The following is a 20,721-nucleotide window of genomic DNA, read 5'->3' as shown; positions in this document are numbered from 1 at the left end:
GCTTACAACAGGGGGAGCACCGATATCAGTAATAAAGGAATATATCAAAAATCAAGACCGCGAAGGCTAACCCCCCACTAAATGCGGCGCATTTTGAAGGGGACTGCACCTTCGCTTTTTTGTTCAAATGCTTGTTGGACAGAGTTCACCACCGGTAAAGGCTCATACTCCACCTTTACTTTCAGTGCTGCTTGTTTCGCTTGATATTCTTGATCCGCTACCACTATCGCTACAGGTTCTCCGTAGTATCGTACTTTGTCAAATGCAAGTGGAGGGCGGTCGGCAAGAATGGGCCCAATATGATAAGGAAATGAGTCTCCCATCACAATCGCCCTTACACCGGGCGTCTCCCAAGCAGATTTCGTATCAATCGATTTAATTTTTGCATGAGCCTTTGTGCTTGTGACCAACTTAGCATGTAACATCCCTGGTACCGTAAAATCTCCTACATAGCGGACCGTTCCTGCTGCTTTTTCAACTGCATCGATTCTTGGCTCTGGCTTCCCTATTAAAGAAAAGGGCTGATTCTCCATGCACAAAACCTCCGTACAATAATGAATAAAACTAGCATAACCATATAGACAAGAAATATGTAAAAAATGGATGGAGATATTAAAAAAGGGAATAATAGACGATTAGATCCTATTCAAAAAGGAGGATAAAAAGGACCCGTCGGCGACTACGCTGACGTCCTGTCAGCAACGCCGACACTAGCACGTCCTGTGCGTCGAAAGTTCGAGGCAGCGCAGAAACAAGCCAACGAAGAAATTCACAGTGTCATTTTTACCGGACTTTTTGAACATCCTCGTTTAGAGTACTTGAGAAAGGGTAAGAACATAATGGAATTTATTCATGATATCATCGAAAAAATTGTTACAAATGAACAGCCTGCCACTCTCGCCATAATTATTGAGGTGGAAGGATCCTCCTATCGTAAAAAAGGTGCGTGGATGCTATCTATGCCTGATCAACCTCCCATTGGCTTATTAAGCGGAGGCTGCCTTGAACAAGATATACAAGCACAATCGAAATCTCTTTACGCGACTCAAACAATGAAAAAGCTGGTCTATGACTTAAGTTCCGAGGATGATCTTGGATGGGGAAAAGGAGCGGGATGCAATGGGGAAATTACGGTCTTACTACGAGACATTGATTCTTCCTTCCGCCAAGCTTTTACCAAAATGTCCTCTTTTTTAAAAATACGGAAACCTGTTTTATATGTGCAGGCCTTACTAGATTATAATGACTTTCAACTTTATACAGCTGATCAACCTTCTATTTTCCATGAGCTGTTTAACCGCCCATTCTCTTATGCAAATGGCATCAAAATGGTCAAAGGCCAGCCTTATTACTACCAAATGATTTGGCCGAAACCACATCTATATATTTTAGGAGCAGGTCCAGATGCTCGTCCACTTACAAAATTAGCGGCTTTAGCTGGGTTTTCCGTTCATGTCTTTGATTGGCGCAAGGCTTATGGGCAAAAACATTACTTCCCAGATGCCGATTCTTTAACGATCGGCAATCTGGCAAATCTTACGAATTACACGACTTTTGGTGAATTGGATTTTATCATCCTTATGACACATGATTTTCAACAAGATGCCCAATTACTCGAACAACTCCAACATACAAAACTACGCTATTTGGGAATATTGGGTTCCAAAAAAAGAACGAAACGTTTATTGAAGAACAATCCTCTCCCCAACCATCTTTATACCCCTGTTGGTCTAGCAATCGGGGCAGAAGGACCTACAGAAATCGCGATTAGCATTGTTGCTGAATTAATTGCCATTCAACGAGGAAAAATAATATGAAAATAGCCGGTGTTTATTTGGCGGCTGGTAAAAGTATAAGAATGGGAAGAAAAAAGTTAGCCTTACCGATCCGCACTACAACGATTGGAAGTATGGCTTTACGAGAAGCTGTCCATTCTTCCTTAACCCAAATATATATCGTTTCCAATGGGGATCATACTTGGGTAGATCAAGATTTGTTGACCAATAAAAAATGTACGTTTATTCCATGTCCAACAGCATCACTTGGACAGTCGGAATCCTTAAAATGGGGTGTAAAGCATGCCGCAGAGGAAAAAATGGATGCCATTATCGTTTTGCTTGCAGATCAACCCCTTATTTTTACAAAAATCATTGATCAACTCATCATTGATTTTAAAAATAAGCCCTCATTAGATTATGTGTCAACATCTATAAATGGAATGATCATGCCACCCATTTTATTTTCTTCCACAATGTTTTCTAAAATGGAATCATTAGAAGGAGATAAAGGTGCGAAAGTTTTGTTAAAGGATAAATCCTTACAAGGGAAAAAGCTAATCTCGGGAAATCAAATGTATTTTTTTGATGTGGATACGGAGGAAGATTATCGAAAATTGTTGTCATATTCGAACAAGTCATTTGAAAAAGGGGACGATCATTGTTAAGGTAAAATAATGAAAAAATTTGTAAATGAAAGGAAAACGGCATGAAGAAAATTTCGAATGTATTTTGGATATCTGCTGCTATCTTAGTTATTGCAGTTATTTTTGGAGTTGCAGCACCAGATAGCTTTGAAGTCATGACCTCTAATGTGAAAGATTTTATTACAACTAGATTTGGTTGGTATTATTTAATTTTAGTTTCGGTGATTGTCCTCTTTTGTATCTTTCTTAGCTTTAGTCCTGTCGGAACAATCCGACTAGGGAAACAAGATGATCGACCTGAGTTTTCTCGAACCTCATGGTTTGCGATGCTCTTTAGTGCCGGCATGGGAATTGGTTTAGTCTTTTGGGGAGCAGCAGAGCCTATTTCCCATTTTGCCATTAACCCAGCCACTGCTGAGCCTGGTTCAGACGAAGCGATAAAGGAATCCATGCGTTATACGTTCTTTCATTGGGGGATTCACGCATGGGCGATCTATGCATTTGTTGGATTAAGCCTTGCCTTCTTCAATTTCCGGAAAGACCGACCAGGCTTGATCAGTGCCACATTAGAACCGATATTAGGTAAATATGCGAAAGGGAGACTTGCCGTATTGGTCGACATCATCGCTGTTGTAGCTACGGTGATTGGGGTCTCCACAACGCTAGGCTTTGGGGCTGCCCAAATCAATGGTGGACTTGCTTACCTTTTTGATGTCCCCATTTCCTTTCCGATCCAGCTTATTATCATTGCGATTGTCACAGTCTTATTTCTGATGTCAGCTTGGTCCGGAATAAGTAAAGGAATTAAGTATCTGAGCAATATAAATATGGTTTTAGCCGTACTATTACTCATTTTAGTCTTTATCATTGGCCCTAGTTTATTTATTTTAAATATGTTTACGGATACGATTGGGCTTTATTTGCAAAACTTAATTCAGATGAGTTTTCGCATTGCTCCTTTGAGTCCTGGTCATCGAGAATGGATTAACGATTGGACAATCTTTTATTGGGCTTGGTGGATCTCTTGGTCACCTTTTGTTGGTATATTTATTGCCAGAGTTTCCAAGGGACGTACTATTCGAGAATTTGTCATTGGCGTTCTATTGCTTCCAGCCATTGTCAGCTTTATTTGGTTTGCAGTATTCGGTGCAACGGCGATGGATGTTCAGCAAGCCGGGGCAGTTGATTTAACGCAATTTGCAACAGAAGAAGTGTTATTCGCTGTCTTTCATGAGATGCCATTTTCGATCGTCTTGTCGATTATTGGGATTGCTTTGGTTGCGATCTTTTTTATCACATCGGCAGACTCTGCAACCTTTGTATTGGGCATGCAAACAACTTACGGATCTCTAACACCACCTAATACAGTCAAGCTTTCATGGGGGATTATTTCAGCAGCCATGGCCTCTATTCTCCTATATAGCGGTGGCTTGGACGCATTACAAAATGCCCTAATTATAGCTGCTTTACCTTTTTCCTTCATCATAATCTTGATGATGCTCTCACTCTATAAGGCGTTAGCCCGTGAGAAAAAAGTGCTGGGACTTGTACGAAGGCCAAGAGAACCAAAACCAGAAAAGAAACGAGAAAGTCACAAAAACAAAGCACCTAATAAGGCATAGAAGCGTAAAACCCGGTATTCCTTTTGGAATCCGGGTTTTTTAATGGAGAATTTCCGTTATGATTCGAAATAGGCATCAAATACCTTTCGCGGGATATCGTTTAATGCCAATAAATGTTCTTATCATCTAATATATGCTTGGCAATGTCCGCTGCCTTACTGCCATTTGCTCCATTTTTTTGAATATGAATAGCAAAATAATAGAAATGTCCTGCCTCTTCCACATAACCAATAAACCAACCATTCTCATCTTGGCCGTTAATTGTACCAGTACCTGTTTTCCCAAACAATTGTCCTTTTTCTTTCTCCTCAATCGAGATGGCTTGTTTAACAGCTTGAATATTTTCTTCTTTAAAACCAAAGTTGTTTTCTTCTAACGCAACTAGTAATTCCACTTGTTCAATCGGAGAAATTTTTAAGGTAGATTCCATCCAGTACCTATCTAACTGCCCAGAAAGATCCTCGTTTCCGTATTTTATTTTGTGAAAATAATCTTGAAGCTGTTTTTTACCAACTTTCTGATCGAGGTTTTGAAAATACCAATTTACTGAACTTCCCATTGCTGTAGATAAATTGTGATTTTGATTCCATTCTTTATAAGGAGAAACTTTTCCATCCCAAACCTGATCATTGCTGTCCGCAGATATCACTTTTGATTCCAAGGCAAATAAGGCTGAGTAAATTTTATATGTGCTATTGGGGGATACCCTTTGTTGACTCATTTCTCGATTATAAATTTGATATTGCTTTTTTGTGGCATCATATAAAACAAAACTACCTTCGTGACCATTAAAATAGTCACTTAAATCTTCATAGCTAATATTTTTTTCGGTAAATTCATAAACATCATCCGAACTGGCTGCAACATAGGTAAAGGGAGTAATACTTAATACAAAAATCCCTAAAGCTATACAAATTACTTTGCTTTTCCATTTTAGTACTTGCGAATCTCTAGTATACTTAGCAATGTTCAGGATCCTTTGTTTTATTTGTTTTTTCGTCCCACCCATCCCTGAGGCAAATTGTTGATACACACGATCATTTTTTCCACTCGCAAAGTGAATGATTGTCTGCCCGTATTCAATATATCTACGTTCATCTATGAGATTCAGCACAGACACATCACAAGCTAATTCACGGTCTATTCTCATACGTTTTAAGGCATACCAAACGAAAGGATTAAACCAATACATAATTTGCAAGACCCACATGCCATAATTAACAAGCACATCTTTGCTTTTTTGATGGCTAAGTTCATGTAAAAAAACATATTTTAATTCGATTAATGAAAATTCCTCACGGGTCTTTATCGGTAATAGTATATATGGTTTTACCAGCCCTAGGGTTACAGGAGAGTTTACCACCGAACTTTCCTGCAATAATACGTCCCTTTTTACCCCAACAATCTCCTTACACTCTTGTAACAACGCCTTTATTTTTTGATCTTTTATAAACGAGGCTGATTTTTTTATCTGTCGAATTTGAACATTAGAAAAAATGATCCAGCCAATCAATATGATTCCCCCAATCCCCCAAATGCTCATAGCCGCATTGAATACAAATTCAGGTGTTGACCTGTTAACAGATATGGCAAAATCACGTAACAAATCACTGTTTTCTATTTGGGAGACTGCGGGTCCATTGACTTTTTCTTTAGTGAAAGAGGGAGTTTTATTTTGGGCAAGCAAAGCTCTAAAAAAGTCTGGTATTACTCCAAGGTTGAAAAAATTCCACGGAAAAAAGGGAGTTATCAGGGGGATGGATAGAAAGAACCAAATTTTGTAATGTGCTTTAATAGAAAGGTGCTTTCCCAATCCCTTTTTGAGCAAAAGAATCGTTATAATAAGCAAAGTGACTAGAAGTGTACTTAGCAAAAAACGCTGGATAAAGGTATCCATTATTCTCCCCCTTCTTTCATTTCCCTCTCAGATAATATTGCTTTTAGTTCATTTATATCTTCCTTTGATAACTGATCATTTTCAATAAAGTTTAACACCATGGAATTTAATGTACCATTAAAGAACTGTTTAAGAAATAATTTACTTTTTTGTTCAACATATTCATGCTGTTGAACTAATGATGTGTAGACAAATACTCTGCCATCTTTTCTCGTTTGCAAAGCCTTTTTCTTTACCAGACGGGTAAGCATTGTTTGAATCGTATTCGGTTTCCAATCAATTATTTCCATGACCTTCTCAACAACCTCAGGAGTTGAAATTGGCTCATATTCCCATACAATTTTCATCACTTCATATTCTGCTTCCGATATTTGCGGAATCTCTCTCATTATGCTCCCCCTACTCTTACATTTGTAGTATTTATTATATAAAATAAATAAGTAGACGGTCAAATCGAGTATTTGTTCATTCCCCCCATTTTTGAAAATAGGAATATAACTTTTCCATAAATGTTTGATTTAATTGGGTTGCAGAATTCCCCGCTGTATAATTTTCCACAAGTGAAACAACCAAGAAATCGTCATCGTCTGTATCAAAAGCAAGTAAAAAGCTGTTTTCATTCCCCTGTTCGCCTTGTTTCATTTTTAACTCCGCTGTTCCGGTCTTGGCAGCTAAATGATGCTGTGAATTGTATAAAGAATGGGCCGTTCCATTTGGATCACGAACTACCTTAACCAAACTTGCTTTTATTTCATTTGCTGTTGAACTTGTGAATGCTGATTTCGTTTTTCTTTCTTTTTGGTCTTTTAATAATCGCGGATAAACAATATCGCCATCGTTCTGAAAAACAGAGTACATCGTCGCCTGCTGAATAGGATTCATTAATAATTCCCCTTGTCCATATGCCGTATCCGCTAGTAAGATTTCTGAATCGAATTGAGCTTGATTCGAAATTTGCGCGGGATTCATGGCGATTGGTAAATCTAATTCCTCCCCAAAGATAAATGGCTTCAAGCCATTCCTAAACGTCTTCTCTCCCATTTCTAAAGCTTCTTGCGCAAAATAAATATTATCTGAGTAAATTAAAGCCTGTCTCATATCCACCTTTTTCACATCAGAAACACGGGTCACAGAATAGCCTCCCCAACTTTCATCCTTCTGCCAATTTAAACCGTCTATTTCTCTCACCTTATCTGGACGTGTCACATTCGCATCAAGACCTATGCCAGCAGTGATCGTCTTAAATGTTGATCCGGGCGCATAACCGACCGCAAACCTAGAGACAAATGGCTTATCCTCATCATTCGCATAATCATTATAATCATCCTGAGATATCCCTTGAACCATTTTATTAGGATCAAATGATGGGGAGCTAACCAAAGCATAGAGACCACCATTTTTTGGATTCATTACGACTGTTGACCCCGCATTTCCCTTTAAATGTTCAAAGGCTTCCTTCTGAATATAAGCATCAATTGTTAATTGGATATTTTCTCCATTCACCTTCTCCACTTTTTGGATTTCTTGCTTTTTCTCTCCATGCTCATTGGCAATAAAGAGTTCACCACCACCTTTGCCCCGTAACTCCTTATCAAAGGCTCTTTCTAATCCCATTTTCCCAACCATATCTACTTCAGATAATTGCGGATTTTTTTCTAAATCTTCCTTTGTGACTTTTCCAACATAACCGATTAAATTGGCCGCAGCCTCTTTTAATGGATAGTAGCGAACTTTAGCATCTTGATAAGCAACCCCTGGTAATTCTTTTACTTGATCAGGTTCAATGATTTTAAGAGGAACGAATAAATCTTCTTTTATCCAACTTTGTTGTAATGTTTCATGCAACCCATCTATCGAAATATCAAATTGTTTACTTATTTTTTGAAGCCTCTTTTCTTTTTCCTTTCCCCGAGCTAGGTCCTCCGGAACAATCCCAACCCAATAAAAATCCTCATTTGCTGCCAATTTATTACCAAGCTGGTCCATAATTTCACCACGCTCTGCTGGATATGTGCGAAACGCCACTTTATCCTTTCCTTCCATTCCTGGAAAAATGAGCGAAGGATCCCATTTAATAAAATAGTCCTGATCCCTTTTCACAATCTTTGTCTGAAACTCCAAATTATCTATCTTTCCTAAAGGGGTTGTAAAGCTTAGCTGAAATGAAAAAGTTTGCTCATCATCATCTACTTTTTCTATGGTCATCTTAGAGGCACGGATGTTTTGTATGGGAATGCCATTAAAAATATGATCATATTTATCTGTTACTTCGTCTATTGTATAACCAAGTGTCGTGTATGAATCTTCATCAAGCAAATCATTCAAATCCGCATATTCTTTATCCTCTAAAACCTGAAGAAAATGTTTTGCTACTTCTTGAACTTGATCACGATCATCTGCCTGTATGAATTGTAAGAGGCCAAATCCCCCGATCCCTATTATTATAAAAAACATCACCAAATATAGAATGACTTTTCGCCTTCTTTTCTTCATTCTACTTGTCATATATTCATTTCATCCTTTAACTGTTTGATTAAATACTACATATGTAGTATTTATGGGTAAACTACATTCGTAGTATTTCACTTATTATAGCACGCTTCAAGAAAGGATCCAACTAAAAATATTCATACAAGAATCCATCTTTTTATTACTGGTTCCCTTTTTTATTTTAAACATCCTATCCCCAGATAATATCCACAATATCCACAGATTCACTAATACTTATACACATTTTTATAAATCTATGTCTTTAAACCCTTTTTTACTTTTATAATTTATACTATCCACAGACTTATCCACAAAGATACTAACAAATCGGCAAACAGCATTCAAAATATATCGGTTGGTCACCATAAAAAAAGCATGCTATTGGCTATGTAGCATGCTATTCTTCATTCCATTATTCATTTTCAACCATTTGCAAAAGGACTTCTTCCCTTTTCGCGGCAATATAACGAACTTGGTGCCCATCCATTTCTTTTACAGTGAAGGAGAAATGATCATGTGAAAAGGTATCACCTATTTTCACATCACTATTCTGTGATAAAATCCAGCCACCAAGCGTATCTACCTCTTCATCAGATAAGGAAATCCCTAATAAATCATTTACTTCATTTACTAAGACTTTACCACTAAATAAGTATTGGTCATCTGAAAGTTTTGTAATTTCTTCTTTCTCATCTGTATCAAACTCATCGCGGATTTCTCCCACGATTTCCTCGATAATATCCTCAATGGTAACAAGTCCCGACGTACCTCCATATTCATCCATCAACACAGCCATGTGAATACGTTCTTGTTGCATTTTCAAGAATAATTCCTGAATAGATATCGTTTCGATGATCAGAATCACCGGTTTAATAAAAGAAGTCAATTCCAACTCAGGAAGAGGTTTTGTATGGCTAATTTGGGCCATCAAAATATCTTTTACATTAATGATCCCTATAATATTGTCTTTGTCCCCATCATAAATAGGATAACGTGTCAGCTTCTCTGCTTTTATGATGTCCATCCAGTCTTGGAAACTATTATCGGTAGAAAGAGATACCATCTCTGTTCTAGGAACCATGATTTCTTTCGCACTGCGGTCATCAAACTTAAAAATATTATTGACGTACAGCAATTCTGATTGATTAATCTCCCCACTTTTATAACTTTCTGACAAGATAATACTTAACTCTTCTTCAGAATGGGAAGTTTCATGCTCCATCACTGGTTGCATACCAAACGCTTTAATAATAAGACGAGCAGAACCATTCAGTAACCAAATAAACGGAAACATCAATTTGTAAAACCAGATAATCGGTTTAGCAGCAAGTAAGGTAATATTTTCTGCCTTTTGAATGGCCATTGTTTTTGGTGCAAGCTCCCCGACTACGACATGGAGATACGTAATAAATAAAAACGAAACCGCAACCGAAATAATGGTCGAAACAGATGAATTAATTTGCAGCTTATTAAGAACTGGATCAAGTAAACTTTTGACGGCTGGCTCACCCAACCAACCAATTCCAAGAGCTGTAACAGTAATTCCTAATTGACAGGCAGATAAGTATTCATCCATGTGAGTGATCACATGCTTGGCAGCTTTTGCCCCTGGCTTCCCTTCTTCTACTAGCTGGTCAATCCGAGAACTTCTAATTTTAACAATCGCAAATTCCGTAGCAACAAAAAAAGCAGTTAAAGCAATTAATAAAGCAATTAAAAGTAAACTGGCAACGTCCAAATGGTTCACCTTTCAGAGAAAGGTGGTCCACCTCCTATTTTTTTAAAATGGTATTAAGCTATATTATACTATGAAAAAGTAGTGTATGTATATTATTAATTATTGATAAATATGTTCTTTTTTACCTGTGGACTGTGTAAAATGAATAAAAGACAAGTTACATTAGCTAGAAAAGTCGTTGAGCATAAGATTTATGAATGAGAGGAGTTACCCTATGGATATGCGTGATTGGATTGTAGCACTTATTCTAGGATTTGTAGAAGGAATGACAGAATTTGCGCCTGTTTCATCAACAGGCCACATGATTATTGTCGATGATATGCTCTTTAAATCAGCTAAATTATTAGGATCAACGGAAGTAGCCAATACATTTAAAGTTGTGATTCAATTAGGTTCCATTATGGCTGTTGTGATTGTCTTTTGGTCACGACTTTGGAGTTTGGTTGGGATAAATATCGGCAGGACAAGCAGCCCTCCCCCTCATTCTCGTTTAAAGCTTTCCCACGTGATTGTCGGCCTTATTCCCGCCGCCGTCTTAGGGTTTGCTTTTGAAGATATCATTGATAATTATTTATTTCGGACCGTCCCCGTGTTATTGGCCTTAATAGCGGGTGCGATTCTCATGTTAGTAGCCGATTGGAAATCCAAGAAACATCGAGATTTTCAAGGGGCTGCTCTTGATGAAATTACGTATCGTCAAGCCTTTCTAATTGGGCTATTTCAATGTATTTCCTTATGGCCAGGATTCTCACGATCTGGGGCCACCATTTCAGGTGGTGTCCTAATGGGTTTGAACCATCGTGCCGCCGCGGATTTCACCTTTATCATGGCAGTTCCGATCATGTTCGGTGCTAGCGCCGTTTCTCTTTTTAAAAAATGGGATGTGATGACAATGGACGTCATTCCATTTTTTATAGTAGGATTCATCAGTGCTTTTGTCTTTGCCTGGGTCTCCATCCGTTTTTTCCTTGCCCTTATTAGTCGGGTAAAATTACGCCCATTTGCTATTTATCGGATTATTCTTGCTGTTATTTTAGCCATTATTTATTTTTCAATGGCCTAGGAATGCCCAAACTTTAACGGAATGACGTTTTTAACCAAGTCTGAGTGGACTTGGTTTATTTTTTGGTTAAAATCTATTACCAGTACCTAACCTTATTTTTCATGAAAAATTTCTCAACTTTGATATAGTAAAGGAAACAGATTCTTTGAACAGGCGGTGAAAAGGTGTGAAGCAAATAAATTTTTTTCCACTAGGTGAGGCGGCATTAATGATGGATTTCGGAAGTGAAATAAACCTAGAAACAAATCATAGGATCCTAGGATGGAAGAAGGCGATTGAAGAAGCAGTCATCCCCGGAGTAATTGAAGCGGTTCCTGCCTATACTACACTAACCATTTTTTATAATCCAGAAACCGCCCTATATGAAAGAATAAAAAAGTCGATCTTACAACTTGGTCCTCCCTTTACTTCATCATTGGAAAAAATGCAGGTAAAGGAAATTCCTGTTTGCTATGAAGAGCCTTATGCGCTAGATTTACAATTTGTGGCAGATTCTAATGGGCTCTCTATCCAAGATGTCATTCAAATTCATACAAGCCAAGATTACCCGGTCTATTTCTTAGGCTTTACACCGGGATTTCCATTTCTTGGTGGCATGGATTCAAGAATAGCAGTGCCTAGGCGTTCTTCTCCACGACCAAAGATTCCCGCTGGATCTGTTGGCATTGCAGGTAAGCAAACGGGGATCTATCCCTTATCTTCCCCAGGTGGCTGGCAAATTATTGGCAGAACGCCTTATCGGCTTTTTGATCAGAATCAGCATCCCCCCACCCTCCTCCAACCAGGTGATCATATTCGTTTTATCGCCATCAGTAAGGAAGAATTTCAAGATTTGGAGGGGAGAGCATGTCTATTCGCGTGATGAAAGCGGGGATGCAAACCACGATTCAGGATCTCGGCAGACATGGTTGGCAAAGTCTTGGGATTTCGGTTTGTGGAGCAATGGATCCATGGGCTGCTAAAATCGTGAATATCTTGCTTAATAATCATGAAAATGAGGCTGTTTTAGAAATGACCGTCCATGGGCCAACACTGGAAATTCAGGAAGACCTATTTCTCGCTATTTTTGGCGCCGATATGGTGGCAAGGCGAAATGGAAAGAAAATCGCACAAGGCAAGCCCGTTTTCGTTCGGAAAGGCGATGTTTTAACATTTGGTTATGCAAGGGATGGAATCAGAACGTATCTAGCTGTAAAAGGTGGCTTTTTTATCGAAAAAGTTTTAGATAGCTATAGCACTGATGTAAAGGCTAAAATGGGAGGAATGGGTGGGAGAGCCTTAAAAGAGGGCGATATTCTTCCAACCAAAAGTGGAGAGACTCCCTTATCACACAATCGAAAATTCCCATATCATATAAAAAATCACTATATCGATAGAAAGGTCTCACCCATTCATTTTATAAGAGGACGACAATATCATTGGTTTACAAAGGAATCATTACAAGCCTTTGAATCTAGTCCTTTTACAATCGAACCTGATTCAGATCGAATGGGATATCGATTATCCGGGTCTGGTTTACAACAGGGAGAGCCGCGGGAGTTAATAACGGAAGGAACAACATTTGGTAGCATTCAAATCCCCCCAAGTGGGCAACCGATTATTTTAATGGCCGATCGCCAACCGACGGGTGGATATCCGAAAATAGGTGAAGTGATACGAAGTGATCTTCCGCGTTTAAGCCAAATGCGCCCAGGTCAGAAGCTCCACTTTCAAGAAGTTTCATTACAAGAAGCATATCAGAAAATACGTAAACAACGCCGGGATTTAGAAAAAATAAAAATCGCTTGCCGTTTTAAATGGCATGAGATGTTTTGATTTAGGAGGTTCTTATATGCAACAGATTGATCTAAACTGTGATATCGGAGAAGGTTTTGGTATCTACCAAGCAGGATTGGATGAAAAAATAATGCCCTATATCTCATCCGCTAATATCGCATGCGGCTTTCATGCAGGCGATTTTAGCACGATGAACAAAACGGTTCAATTAGCACTGGAAAATAACGTAGCCATTGGGGCCCATCCCGGTCTCCCCGATCTACAAGGATTCGGCAGAAGGACAATGGCCGTTTCACCGCAAGAGGTTTTTGAAATCGTTCTTTACCAAATCGGCGCCCTGCACGCATTTGTTGTTGCCAATGGGGGAAAACTTCGCCATGTGAAGCCACATGGCGCCCTTTATAATATGGCCGCCACTGATCCGAAATTATCGGAAGCCATTGCAGAAGCTATCTATTGTTTTCAATCTGGGTTAATTTTATTTGGTCTGGCCGGTAGTGAATTAATCAAAGCTGGTGAAAAAATAGGGTTACAAACAGCGAGTGAAGTGTTCGCCGACCGAACCTATCAAAGGGATGGAACATTGACACCGAGGGATCGACCAAACGCACTCATCCATCATGTAGAACAAGCTGCAAACCAAGCGATCCGCATGATCAAAGAACACAAGGTGCGATCCATTGAGGGAATCGACCTTTCTGTCCAGGCGGATACAATCTGTCTACATGGGGATAGCCCATCTGCTCTCCGCTTTGCATGCGAGTTGAATAAGAGGTTTGTTTCGGAAGGCATTAGGATTGCTAGAGCATAAGTAGCGTAAGAAAAGTGGTACGCCATCTCCTCAAAGAAAACCTTCGCGATACGAAGACGGTACTCGCTTTCAACCTGCACAGGTAGTAGTTTGAAAAAACAAGCTGTACTTCCCTTACCAACGCCTGCATAGAATAATCATATGATCTTATTAGGAGTGGTTTTATGATTATTCATGTAGTGAGAAAAGGAGAGACGTTAAGCAGGATTGCGAATCAATATGGGAGTCAAAGTCAGCTCATTGCAACGGCAAATGAATTGCCTGATCCGAATCAGCTTTTAGTAGGCCAATCCCTGGTGATTCCCATTGCGGCTATTCATCATACAGTGCGCGGGGGAGAAACGCTGTGGGGAATTTCACAGAGGTATGGCATTCAATTAAATGCGATTCTTCAAGCTAATCCAACTGTGAGCAGTCAACCCTCTTCGCTCAGTATAGGGACTATTCTTGTCATACCGCCGCGTACCCATGTTGTTCAAGCTGGAGAAACCCTCGGGCAGATTGCTCAGCAATATCAAGTAGAGGTACAAGCCCTAATCCAAATGAATCCTATTCAGCAGCCAAACCGATTAATTCCAGGTACAGTATTGATCATTCCTTTCCCCAAACCAGTCATTGAGGTGAATGCCTATACGATTAATACTGGGGAAACGGCAGCCCAAGATGTTCAGGAGGTGGCCCAATATTTATCCTATATCTCTCCTTTTGTTTATTCCATAAAGGAGGATGGCACGTTAACTTCTCTAAATGATGAACTCGCGATTCAGGTGGCAAATGAACATCATGTCGTTCCCATGATGGCTATCACTAATTTTTCCTCTACAGAGACTGGAACAGAGCTAGCCCATCAAGTCCTTTCCAGTCCACAAATTCAGGACAAATTATTGGACAACATTCTGCGTGTGATGGAGGAAAAAGGATACAGGGGGTTGAACGTCGATTTTGAGAATGTGCGGCAAAGCGATCGAGAAGCGTATAATCGCTTTTTACAAAAAGCGGTCGATCGACTCCATCCACGTGGTTTTTTTGTCTCGACGGCAGTCGCTCCCAAAACAAGCTCCGAGCAGAAAGGTCTTTTGTATGAGGCGCATGATTATGAAGCACAGGGAAGAATTGTTGATTTTATCATTTTAATGACCTATGAGTGGGGGTATCGCTTTGGACCGCCACAAGCGATTTCACCCATCAATCAAATGAAAAAGGTCATCGATTATGCTGTCACTGTTATTCCAAGGAGTAAAATTTTCATGGGGTTCCAGTTATATGCCCGTGACTGGCTATTGCCTCATCAACAAGGACAAGAAGCCGAGACCTTTGATATGCAAGAAGCCATTAGACGTGCTTTAAAATATAAAGTCGCAATCCAATATGACACTGTCACCCAATCCCCCTTTTTCCGTTATACAGATGGGCAAGGAAGAGAGCATGAAGTCTGGTTTGAAGATGCACGTAGTGCCCAAGCGAAATTCGATTTAGTAAAACAATACAACTTACGGGGCATTAGCTATTGGGTGCTCGGATATCCGTTTCCGCAAAACTGGCTGCTCCTCGGGGATAACTTTACGATTCGAAAACGTTAGTCGATTGGACCAAGCTAAACCATCATAAAATAAATCGAAAAAGCTCCTTCTCATGCGGAAATGAGAAGGAGCTTTTCTTTAATTTTTTGTTCCATTCGTATATTGGTAATCATTAGGATTGATTGGCTCATAGCCTTCCGGCTGATAAAAACGGAGTAAATCCTTCGTGACAATTCGATCCGAAATCTCTAATTTTTCTTTTGCAATTTGATCATCTGCCGTGCATTGATCATCTTCTATTGGCTCACCTGTTTCATTCGAGTAACAAACGCCATTTACCTGTGTCACTTCAGGTGTGACAAAGTCCCCGTTACGGAAAGGAGCAATTTCCTTAAATTCAGGTGATAAAATATCGTTCCCTACATTTAGGTAATTGCGCGTATCAACACCTAATAAATGAAGAATGGTTGGTTGAACATCAACTTCACCGCTATATTTATGAACGACTCCACCCTTCACGCCAGGTACGTGAATGAAAAGTGGCACCCTCTGTAATTGAGCATTTTTAAATGGGGTAATTTCTTCTCCCATTACTTTCTCCATTGCGTCATTATGATTTTCGGAAATACCATAATGGTCGCCATACATGACAATAATCGTATTATCATACAAACCAGCTTCTTTTAAGTTATTAAAGAACTCTTCCAGAGCTTGGTCCATGTAATTCGCCGATTGGAAATACTGATTCACCACTTTGTCGCCAAAATCCCCTGCTGGAAAATCAGTGTCTCCTTCATCCATCGCAAATGGGAAATGGTTCGAAAGCAATATTAGTTTTGAATAAAACGGTTGTGGCAAAGATTCCAATAACGGCATTGATTCCTCTAAGAATGGTTTATCCTTCAATCCATAGTTTTTCACATTTTCTGGTGTCATATTATAATATGTGGCATCGAAAAAGTGATCATATCCGAATGCCTTATAAATCTCATTCCGATTCCAGAAAGTTTTATAGTTTCCATGGAGTGCTGCAGATGTATAACCTCTTGATTTTAATATCGCAGGTGCCGCATGATACGTGTTTTGCGCTTTATTAATAAACACGGACCCTTGTGATAACGGGAATAACGATGTTTCCATCATGAATTCTGCGTCAGAGGTTTTCCCTTGTCCTGTTTGATGAAAGAAATTATCAAAATAAAAGGTTTCCCCATCATGGGCTAACGAATTTAAGAATGGTGTAACCTCCTGACCATCTAATTCGTAATCAATGAGAAATGTCTGTAAAGACTCTAGGGATACATACATCACATTCATCCCTTCCGCCTTTCCAAAATATTCTGGGTTAGGTTTCGCAAAGTTAGCCTTTAGATTATTTTCGATTTCTGTTACATCATCACTATTAGCAAGGGTGCGCTGCATGGAAGATCTTGCCGTTTGAATACCATCATAGATCGTAAAATTATAGGTACCCAAATACTTGACTAAGTAATTTCGGTCAAACGATCTTGTAAGTAGTTCAGGCCGATCAGCCTCCGCTAAAGATAAATTAAACAAGAAGATCCCCACTGCCACCACCATCGGGATAATCGCTAATTTCCTTGTTGGTACGGCTTTTAATTGAAAGACTTTAAATGCTAACAATAAAACTAAAATAATCGTATCCGTAAAGTAAAGGACATCTAACGGCTTCATCAAAGATAAGGCACTCTCAGTTTGTCCCCCATTTACCTTTAATTGTAAAATGGTTGGCCACGTAATAAAGTCATCAAAAAAACGATAATAGACGACATTTGCGTAAAGCCAAAACGATAAGACAAATTGGATCGCGATTAAAGCGGATCCCCAATGTTTCTTAAACAATAAGGCTGCTCCGGAAAATAAAAAAGCTGAACTAAGTGGGTTGATAAATAATAAAAACTTTTGAACAGAATTATCAATTCCCAAATTAAATTCCATTCTATACGTCACATATGTTTTTATCCAAAATAGAACAATCGCAATCAGAAAAAATTGTACACTTTTACTATGAATGTTGAATGAGAATTTTTTAAGCCGATTCAACTTAAACGCTCCTCTCTTTCTAATAAACAAAAGTGCAGGTTATGTGCCACTTATTGTTTAAATTTAAACCCAAAATCAATAAAGACTAGGCATCTTTCTATCTAAAAAAAGTGACTACGATATTATAACTCTTTTTATAAAAATGTCCAACCTTCTATTTCAATTCCAATCTGTCAATTTTTGTTAAAAGGGCATCATAGCCACATTATGGACATACTATAAAAATTTTTCAGCACAAAGTGACAAACGTTTCCTTATTTTCTTAATTAATTTATACCCCATTCTTGATGCACGTCAAGGAGCCATCCTCCTCTTCCCTTTATGATTAGAGTACAAACAATAAAGGAGGCGGTCGAGATGACCACTGTCAAATTCCAATTAGAAACTCTTTCTTGTCCATCTTGCATCAAAAAAATCGAAACAGCTTTAAACAAACAAGCGGGGGTAAAAGAAGCAAACGTCCTTTTCCATTCAAGTAAAGTGAAAGCAACATTCGATGAGGCAATCACAACGGCCGAACAACTTGAGGAAACAATCACAAAACTTGGCTATCCTGTTTTAAAAACTAAAGTGTGAGTAGGAAAAAATGTTCACAACGAGCAGGGTGGATAAGCTCAAGCTATTCCACCCGCTCGTAAATGATACGAAAGGAGCGTTTCAAAATGACAAGTAAAACAAAAGCTCTAATAGCGAGTGTCACTGGTTCATTACTTTTATTCGCCTTCATTTCCCACCTTATTGGTTTTTCCCAGCTTCAAAGTATGCTTTTAATCATCGCCACCATCATTGCAGGCATTCCGATTATTAGGAAGGCGATCCAATCATTAAGAATGAAAGCTTTTAGTATTGAATTACTTGTATCCATCGCGATTATCGGTGCCCTCTTCATTGGTGAATATGTAGAATCAGCTATTGTCTCTTTCCTATTTTTATTTGGCGCCTATCTTGAAGCGAAAACATTAGAAAAGACAAGAAGTTCTTTAAAAAGCTTAATCGACCTGTCCCCTCAAGTGGCAACTGTTCTGCAAAATGAAGAAAAAGTAGTTCTTCCAATAGATGAAGTCAAAGAAGGGAATCATGTTTTGATCCAATCTGGTGAAAAAGTGGCCGTAGACGGGATTGTTGTTTCTGGTACAGCATTCATCAACGAGGCTGCCATTACAGGAGAATCAACTCCAGTCCATAAAGAAACCGATGACACTGTTTTTAGTGGGACGATCCTAGATCATGGATATATAGAGGTCATTGCGGAAAAGGTTGGAGATGATACAACCTTTGCGAAGATTATCGAACTTGTAGAAGAAGCGCAAGAATCCAAAACAAGAACAGAAAAATTTCTCGAAAGATTTGCCAATATTTATACCCCTGCAATTGTGTTATTATCGATTCTTGTATTTATTTTCACCCGAAATATTGAATTCACCTTAACTTTTCTCGTTATCGCTTGCCCCGGAGCCCTCGTCATTTCTGCACCTGTTTCGATTGTAGCAGGTATTGGCAATGGAGCAAAAAATGGAGTGCTGATTAAGGGTGGAGAAACAATAGAGAAATTGGCCAAAATAAATACAGTTGTTTTCGATAAAACCGGAACCTTGACACAAGGACAACCGACAGTGATAGATATTAAAGCATTTGCGATGAATGAAGAGAAACTGTTACAAATGGTCGCAGAAGCCGAAACGATTTCTGAGCATCACCTCGGCCAAACCATCGTCCAAGAAGCTAAACAAAGAAATCTCCCTCTGATAAACAAACCAGATCAGGCAGAAATTATCAAAGGAAATGGCATCCAAGCTCTGATCTCTGGTCGGCAGCTTGTGGTTGGGAATCGCAAATTAATGAAGGAAAAGGGAATTTCGATTAAAGGTCCTATGGAGTCTTACGCTTTGAAAATGGAAAAACAGGGCAACACAGCGATTCTTGTAGCGATTGACGGAAAATTGGCAGGCATTATCTCGATCGCAGACAAAATCCGCGCTGATGCGAAAGAGACCATTAAGAAGTTAAAAGGAGCCGGAATCAAGCAAGTCTATATGCTTACTGGCGATAACCGTCATACAGCAGAACAGGTAGCGACTAAACTAGGGATCGATCATGCAATGGCGGAATTACTTCCTGAAGAAAAAGTAGCCATCATTCGCGAATTGAAAGAAAAGGGTTTGCAGGTTGCTATGGCCGGGGACGGTATTAATGATGCACCTGCCATTGCAACAGCAGATATTGGGCTGGCGATGGGTGGAACAGGGACAGATGTGTCGATGGAAACAGCGGATATTGTATTGATGGCCGATAAATTAGCTCAATTCGCTCATGCCTATTCTTTAGCGAAGGCGACTGTTCGTAATATGAAGCAAAATACTTTTTTCGCTGTTGGGACAGTCATATTCCTTCTCATCGGTGTTTTATTCCAAAAAGTCTTTTTAGCTTCTGGAATGCTCATCCATGAATTGAGTGTACTCATCGTCATTCTGAACGCGATCCGCTTAGTAGGTTATAATAGAAATAAAGTTAACACTATATCTAGAAACAAGGAGCAGATGCAAATTGAAAGCTTGTGAACATCGTCCGAAGGAGATGCAGCAACTTTGCGTCTCCCTAGTACCGATTTTCAACCATTTGCAGCCCAACGAAATGTTTGAAATTGCCAAAGCGACCACCCATGCGCAATACGCTCGCAACGAAATCATTTATGGGGCAGGTGACCACCCCGCTCATCTGTACATCGTTCACCGAGGGCGCGTGAAAATTTACCTTTTATCTGAATCAGGGAAGGAACAACTGATTCGCATTTTGGAACCAGGTGATTTCATGGGAGAACTAGCTTTATTTACGGAAACGATGTTTGATCATTACGCTGTTGCCATGGAAAACACAGAAATATGCGTTTTGAGACGGACAGAATTACAGGCCTTTTTATTAAAATATCCAGCTATTTCTTTGAAGATTCTTGAAGAATTTGGCCGCCGCTTAGATAAAACGGAAAAACTTCTTAGCAGTGTCACATCAGAAGGTACAGAGAAACGAATTGCCGCCTATTTACTTGAACTAGCGGCTGGACAAAACGAGCAAACAATCACCCTCCCAATGGCTAAGAAGGATCTAGCCTCTTATCTTGGGACAACTCCTGAAACGATCAGTCGGAAACTAGCTGAGTTTCAAGAACAGGGTTGGCTTGAGCAAACAGGACAAAGGAAAATCCAACTCCAGAATATACAAGCATTACAAGAAGTTTAGATAGCTGCGGCCTCTTTGCAGCTATCTTTCTATCTTCATCCCCTCACTTCTCCTATTTCCGTATAGTTTATAGTGTTTTGTAAA

17 protein-coding genes are annotated in these 20,721 nt (G+C 39.3%); 11 read left to right on the top strand and 6 right to left on the bottom strand.

What is annotated here, in order from left to right; genetic code table 11:
• Nucleotides 1-77: 77 nt before the first annotated feature.
• Nucleotides 78-533: a hypothetical protein gene (locus KI363_RS18045; protein WP_212967203.1), complete on the bottom strand. Its 456-nt coding sequence runs from the start codon at nucleotides 531-533 to the stop codon at nucleotides 78-80.
• Between the two features lie 306 nt (nucleotides 534-839).
• On the opposite strand from KI363_RS18045, the gene KI363_RS18040 reads away from it, so the two are divergent.
• Genes KI363_RS18040 through KI363_RS18030 form a run of 3 tightly spaced genes read left to right on the top strand, consistent with a single transcriptional unit; the run spans nucleotide 840 to nucleotide 4,044 of the window.
• Nucleotides 840-1,817, top strand: coding sequence for an XdhC family protein (locus KI363_RS18040; protein WP_212967202.1), 978 nt, complete (start codon nucleotides 840-842; stop codon nucleotides 1,815-1,817).
• Nucleotides 1,814-2,443, top strand: coding sequence for a nucleotidyltransferase family protein (locus KI363_RS18035; RefSeq protein WP_158321217.1), 630 nt, complete (start codon nucleotides 1,814-1,816; stop codon nucleotides 2,441-2,443). The genes KI363_RS18040 and KI363_RS18035 overlap by 4 nt, the downstream gene beginning before the upstream one ends.
• 41 nt (nucleotides 2,444-2,484) lie before the next feature.
• Nucleotides 2,485-4,044 (top strand): glycine betaine uptake BCCT transporter, encoded by a 1,560-nt coding sequence (locus KI363_RS18030; protein ID WP_212967201.1) that lies wholly within the window; start codon nucleotides 2,485-2,487, stop codon nucleotides 4,042-4,044.
• Between the two features lie 100 nt (nucleotides 4,045-4,144).
• Here KI363_RS18030 and KI363_RS18025 read toward each other — a convergent pair whose 3' ends face one another.
• From KI363_RS18025 to KI363_RS18010, 4 genes are all read right to left on the bottom strand, one after another.
• The gene (locus KI363_RS18025; RefSeq protein ID WP_212967200.1) at nucleotides 4,145-5,941 is read right to left on the bottom strand and encodes a BlaR1 family beta-lactam sensor/signal transducer; all 1,797 of its coding nucleotides are present in this window, start codon (nucleotides 5,939-5,941) and stop codon (nucleotides 4,145-4,147) included.
• Nucleotides 5,941-6,330, bottom strand: coding sequence for a BlaI/MecI/CopY family transcriptional regulator (locus KI363_RS18020; RefSeq protein ID WP_158321220.1), 390 nt, complete (start codon nucleotides 6,328-6,330; stop codon nucleotides 5,941-5,943). Before KI363_RS18020 ends, KI363_RS18025 begins: the two co-directional genes overlap by 1 nt.
• Nucleotides 6,331-6,406: 76 nt before the next feature.
• A complete protein-coding gene (gene pbp4 / locus KI363_RS18015; protein ID WP_158321221.1) occupies nucleotides 6,407-8,446 on the bottom strand; it encodes a penicillin-binding protein PBP4(5) in 2,040 nt (679 codons plus the stop codon).
• Between the two features lie 397 nt (nucleotides 8,447-8,843).
• Nucleotides 8,844-10,169: a hemolysin family protein gene (locus KI363_RS18010; RefSeq protein WP_158321222.1), complete on the bottom strand. Its 1,326-nt coding sequence runs from the start codon at nucleotides 10,167-10,169 to the stop codon at nucleotides 8,844-8,846.
• Between the two features lie 214 nt (nucleotides 10,170-10,383).
• On the opposite strand from KI363_RS18010, the gene KI363_RS18005 reads away from it, so the two are divergent.
• The 5 genes from KI363_RS18005 (at nucleotide 10,384) to KI363_RS17985 (ending at nucleotide 15,399) form a co-directional block, all read left to right on the top strand.
• Nucleotides 10,384-11,232: an undecaprenyl-diphosphate phosphatase gene (locus tag KI363_RS18005; RefSeq protein WP_158321223.1), complete on the top strand. Its 849-nt coding sequence runs from the start codon at nucleotides 10,384-10,386 to the stop codon at nucleotides 11,230-11,232.
• A gap of 166 nt (nucleotides 11,233-11,398) precedes the next feature.
• Entirely contained in the window at nucleotides 11,399-12,094 is a 696-nt protein-coding gene (gene pxpB / locus KI363_RS18000) for a 5-oxoprolinase subunit PxpB (protein ID WP_246516943.1), read from the top strand.
• Nucleotides 12,079-13,047: a 5-oxoprolinase subunit C family protein gene (locus KI363_RS17995; RefSeq protein ID WP_212967199.1), complete on the top strand. Its 969-nt coding sequence runs from the start codon at nucleotides 12,079-12,081 to the stop codon at nucleotides 13,045-13,047. The genes pxpB and KI363_RS17995 overlap by 16 nt, the downstream gene beginning before the upstream one ends.
• Nucleotides 13,048-13,063: 16 nt before the next feature.
• Complete coding sequence (locus tag KI363_RS17990) at nucleotides 13,064-13,819, top strand: LamB/YcsF family protein (RefSeq protein WP_212967198.1); 756 nt, start codon at nucleotides 13,064-13,066, stop codon at nucleotides 13,817-13,819.
• 164 nt (nucleotides 13,820-13,983) lie between these two features.
• Nucleotides 13,984-15,399, top strand: coding sequence for a glycoside hydrolase family 18 protein (locus tag KI363_RS17985; RefSeq protein ID WP_158321226.1), 1,416 nt, complete (start codon nucleotides 13,984-13,986; stop codon nucleotides 15,397-15,399).
• Nucleotides 15,400-15,477: 78 nt separating this feature from the next.
• Here KI363_RS17985 and ltaS read toward each other — a convergent pair whose 3' ends face one another.
• Nucleotides 15,478-17,403 (bottom strand): lipoteichoic acid synthase, encoded by a 1,926-nt coding sequence (gene ltaS / locus KI363_RS17980; protein WP_246516942.1) that lies wholly within the window; start codon nucleotides 17,401-17,403, stop codon nucleotides 15,478-15,480.
• Between the two features lie 357 nt (nucleotides 17,404-17,760).
• Between ltaS and KI363_RS17975 the strand changes: the two genes are divergently transcribed.
• The 3 genes from KI363_RS17975 to KI363_RS17965 all read left to right on the top strand — a co-directional run bounded on the left by KI363_RS17975 (nucleotide 17,761) and on the right by KI363_RS17965 (nucleotide 20,637).
• Nucleotides 17,761-17,979, top strand: a complete 219-nt coding sequence (locus KI363_RS17975; protein ID WP_212967197.1) for a heavy-metal-associated domain-containing protein — start codon at nucleotides 17,761-17,763, stop codon at nucleotides 17,977-17,979.
• Nucleotides 17,980-18,065: 86 nt separating this feature from the next.
• The gene (locus KI363_RS17970) at nucleotides 18,066-19,961 is read left to right on the top strand and encodes a heavy metal translocating P-type ATPase (protein WP_212967196.1); all 1,896 of its coding nucleotides are present in this window, start codon (nucleotides 18,066-18,068) and stop codon (nucleotides 19,959-19,961) included.
• Entirely contained in the window at nucleotides 19,948-20,637 is a 690-nt protein-coding gene (locus KI363_RS17965; protein WP_246516941.1) for a Crp/Fnr family transcriptional regulator, read from the top strand. The genes KI363_RS17970 and KI363_RS17965 overlap by 14 nt, the downstream gene beginning before the upstream one ends.
• The last annotated feature ends 84 nt before the right edge of the window (nucleotides 20,638-20,721 follow it).

This window comes from Lederbergia ruris, from assembly GCF_018332955.1.
GTDB classification, from domain to species: domain Bacteria; phylum Bacillota; class Bacilli; order Bacillales; family Bacillaceae_C; genus Lederbergia; species Lederbergia ruris.
Note: the sequence above shows the minus strand (reverse complement) of the source record. Positions and strands in the feature narration are given on the sequence as shown.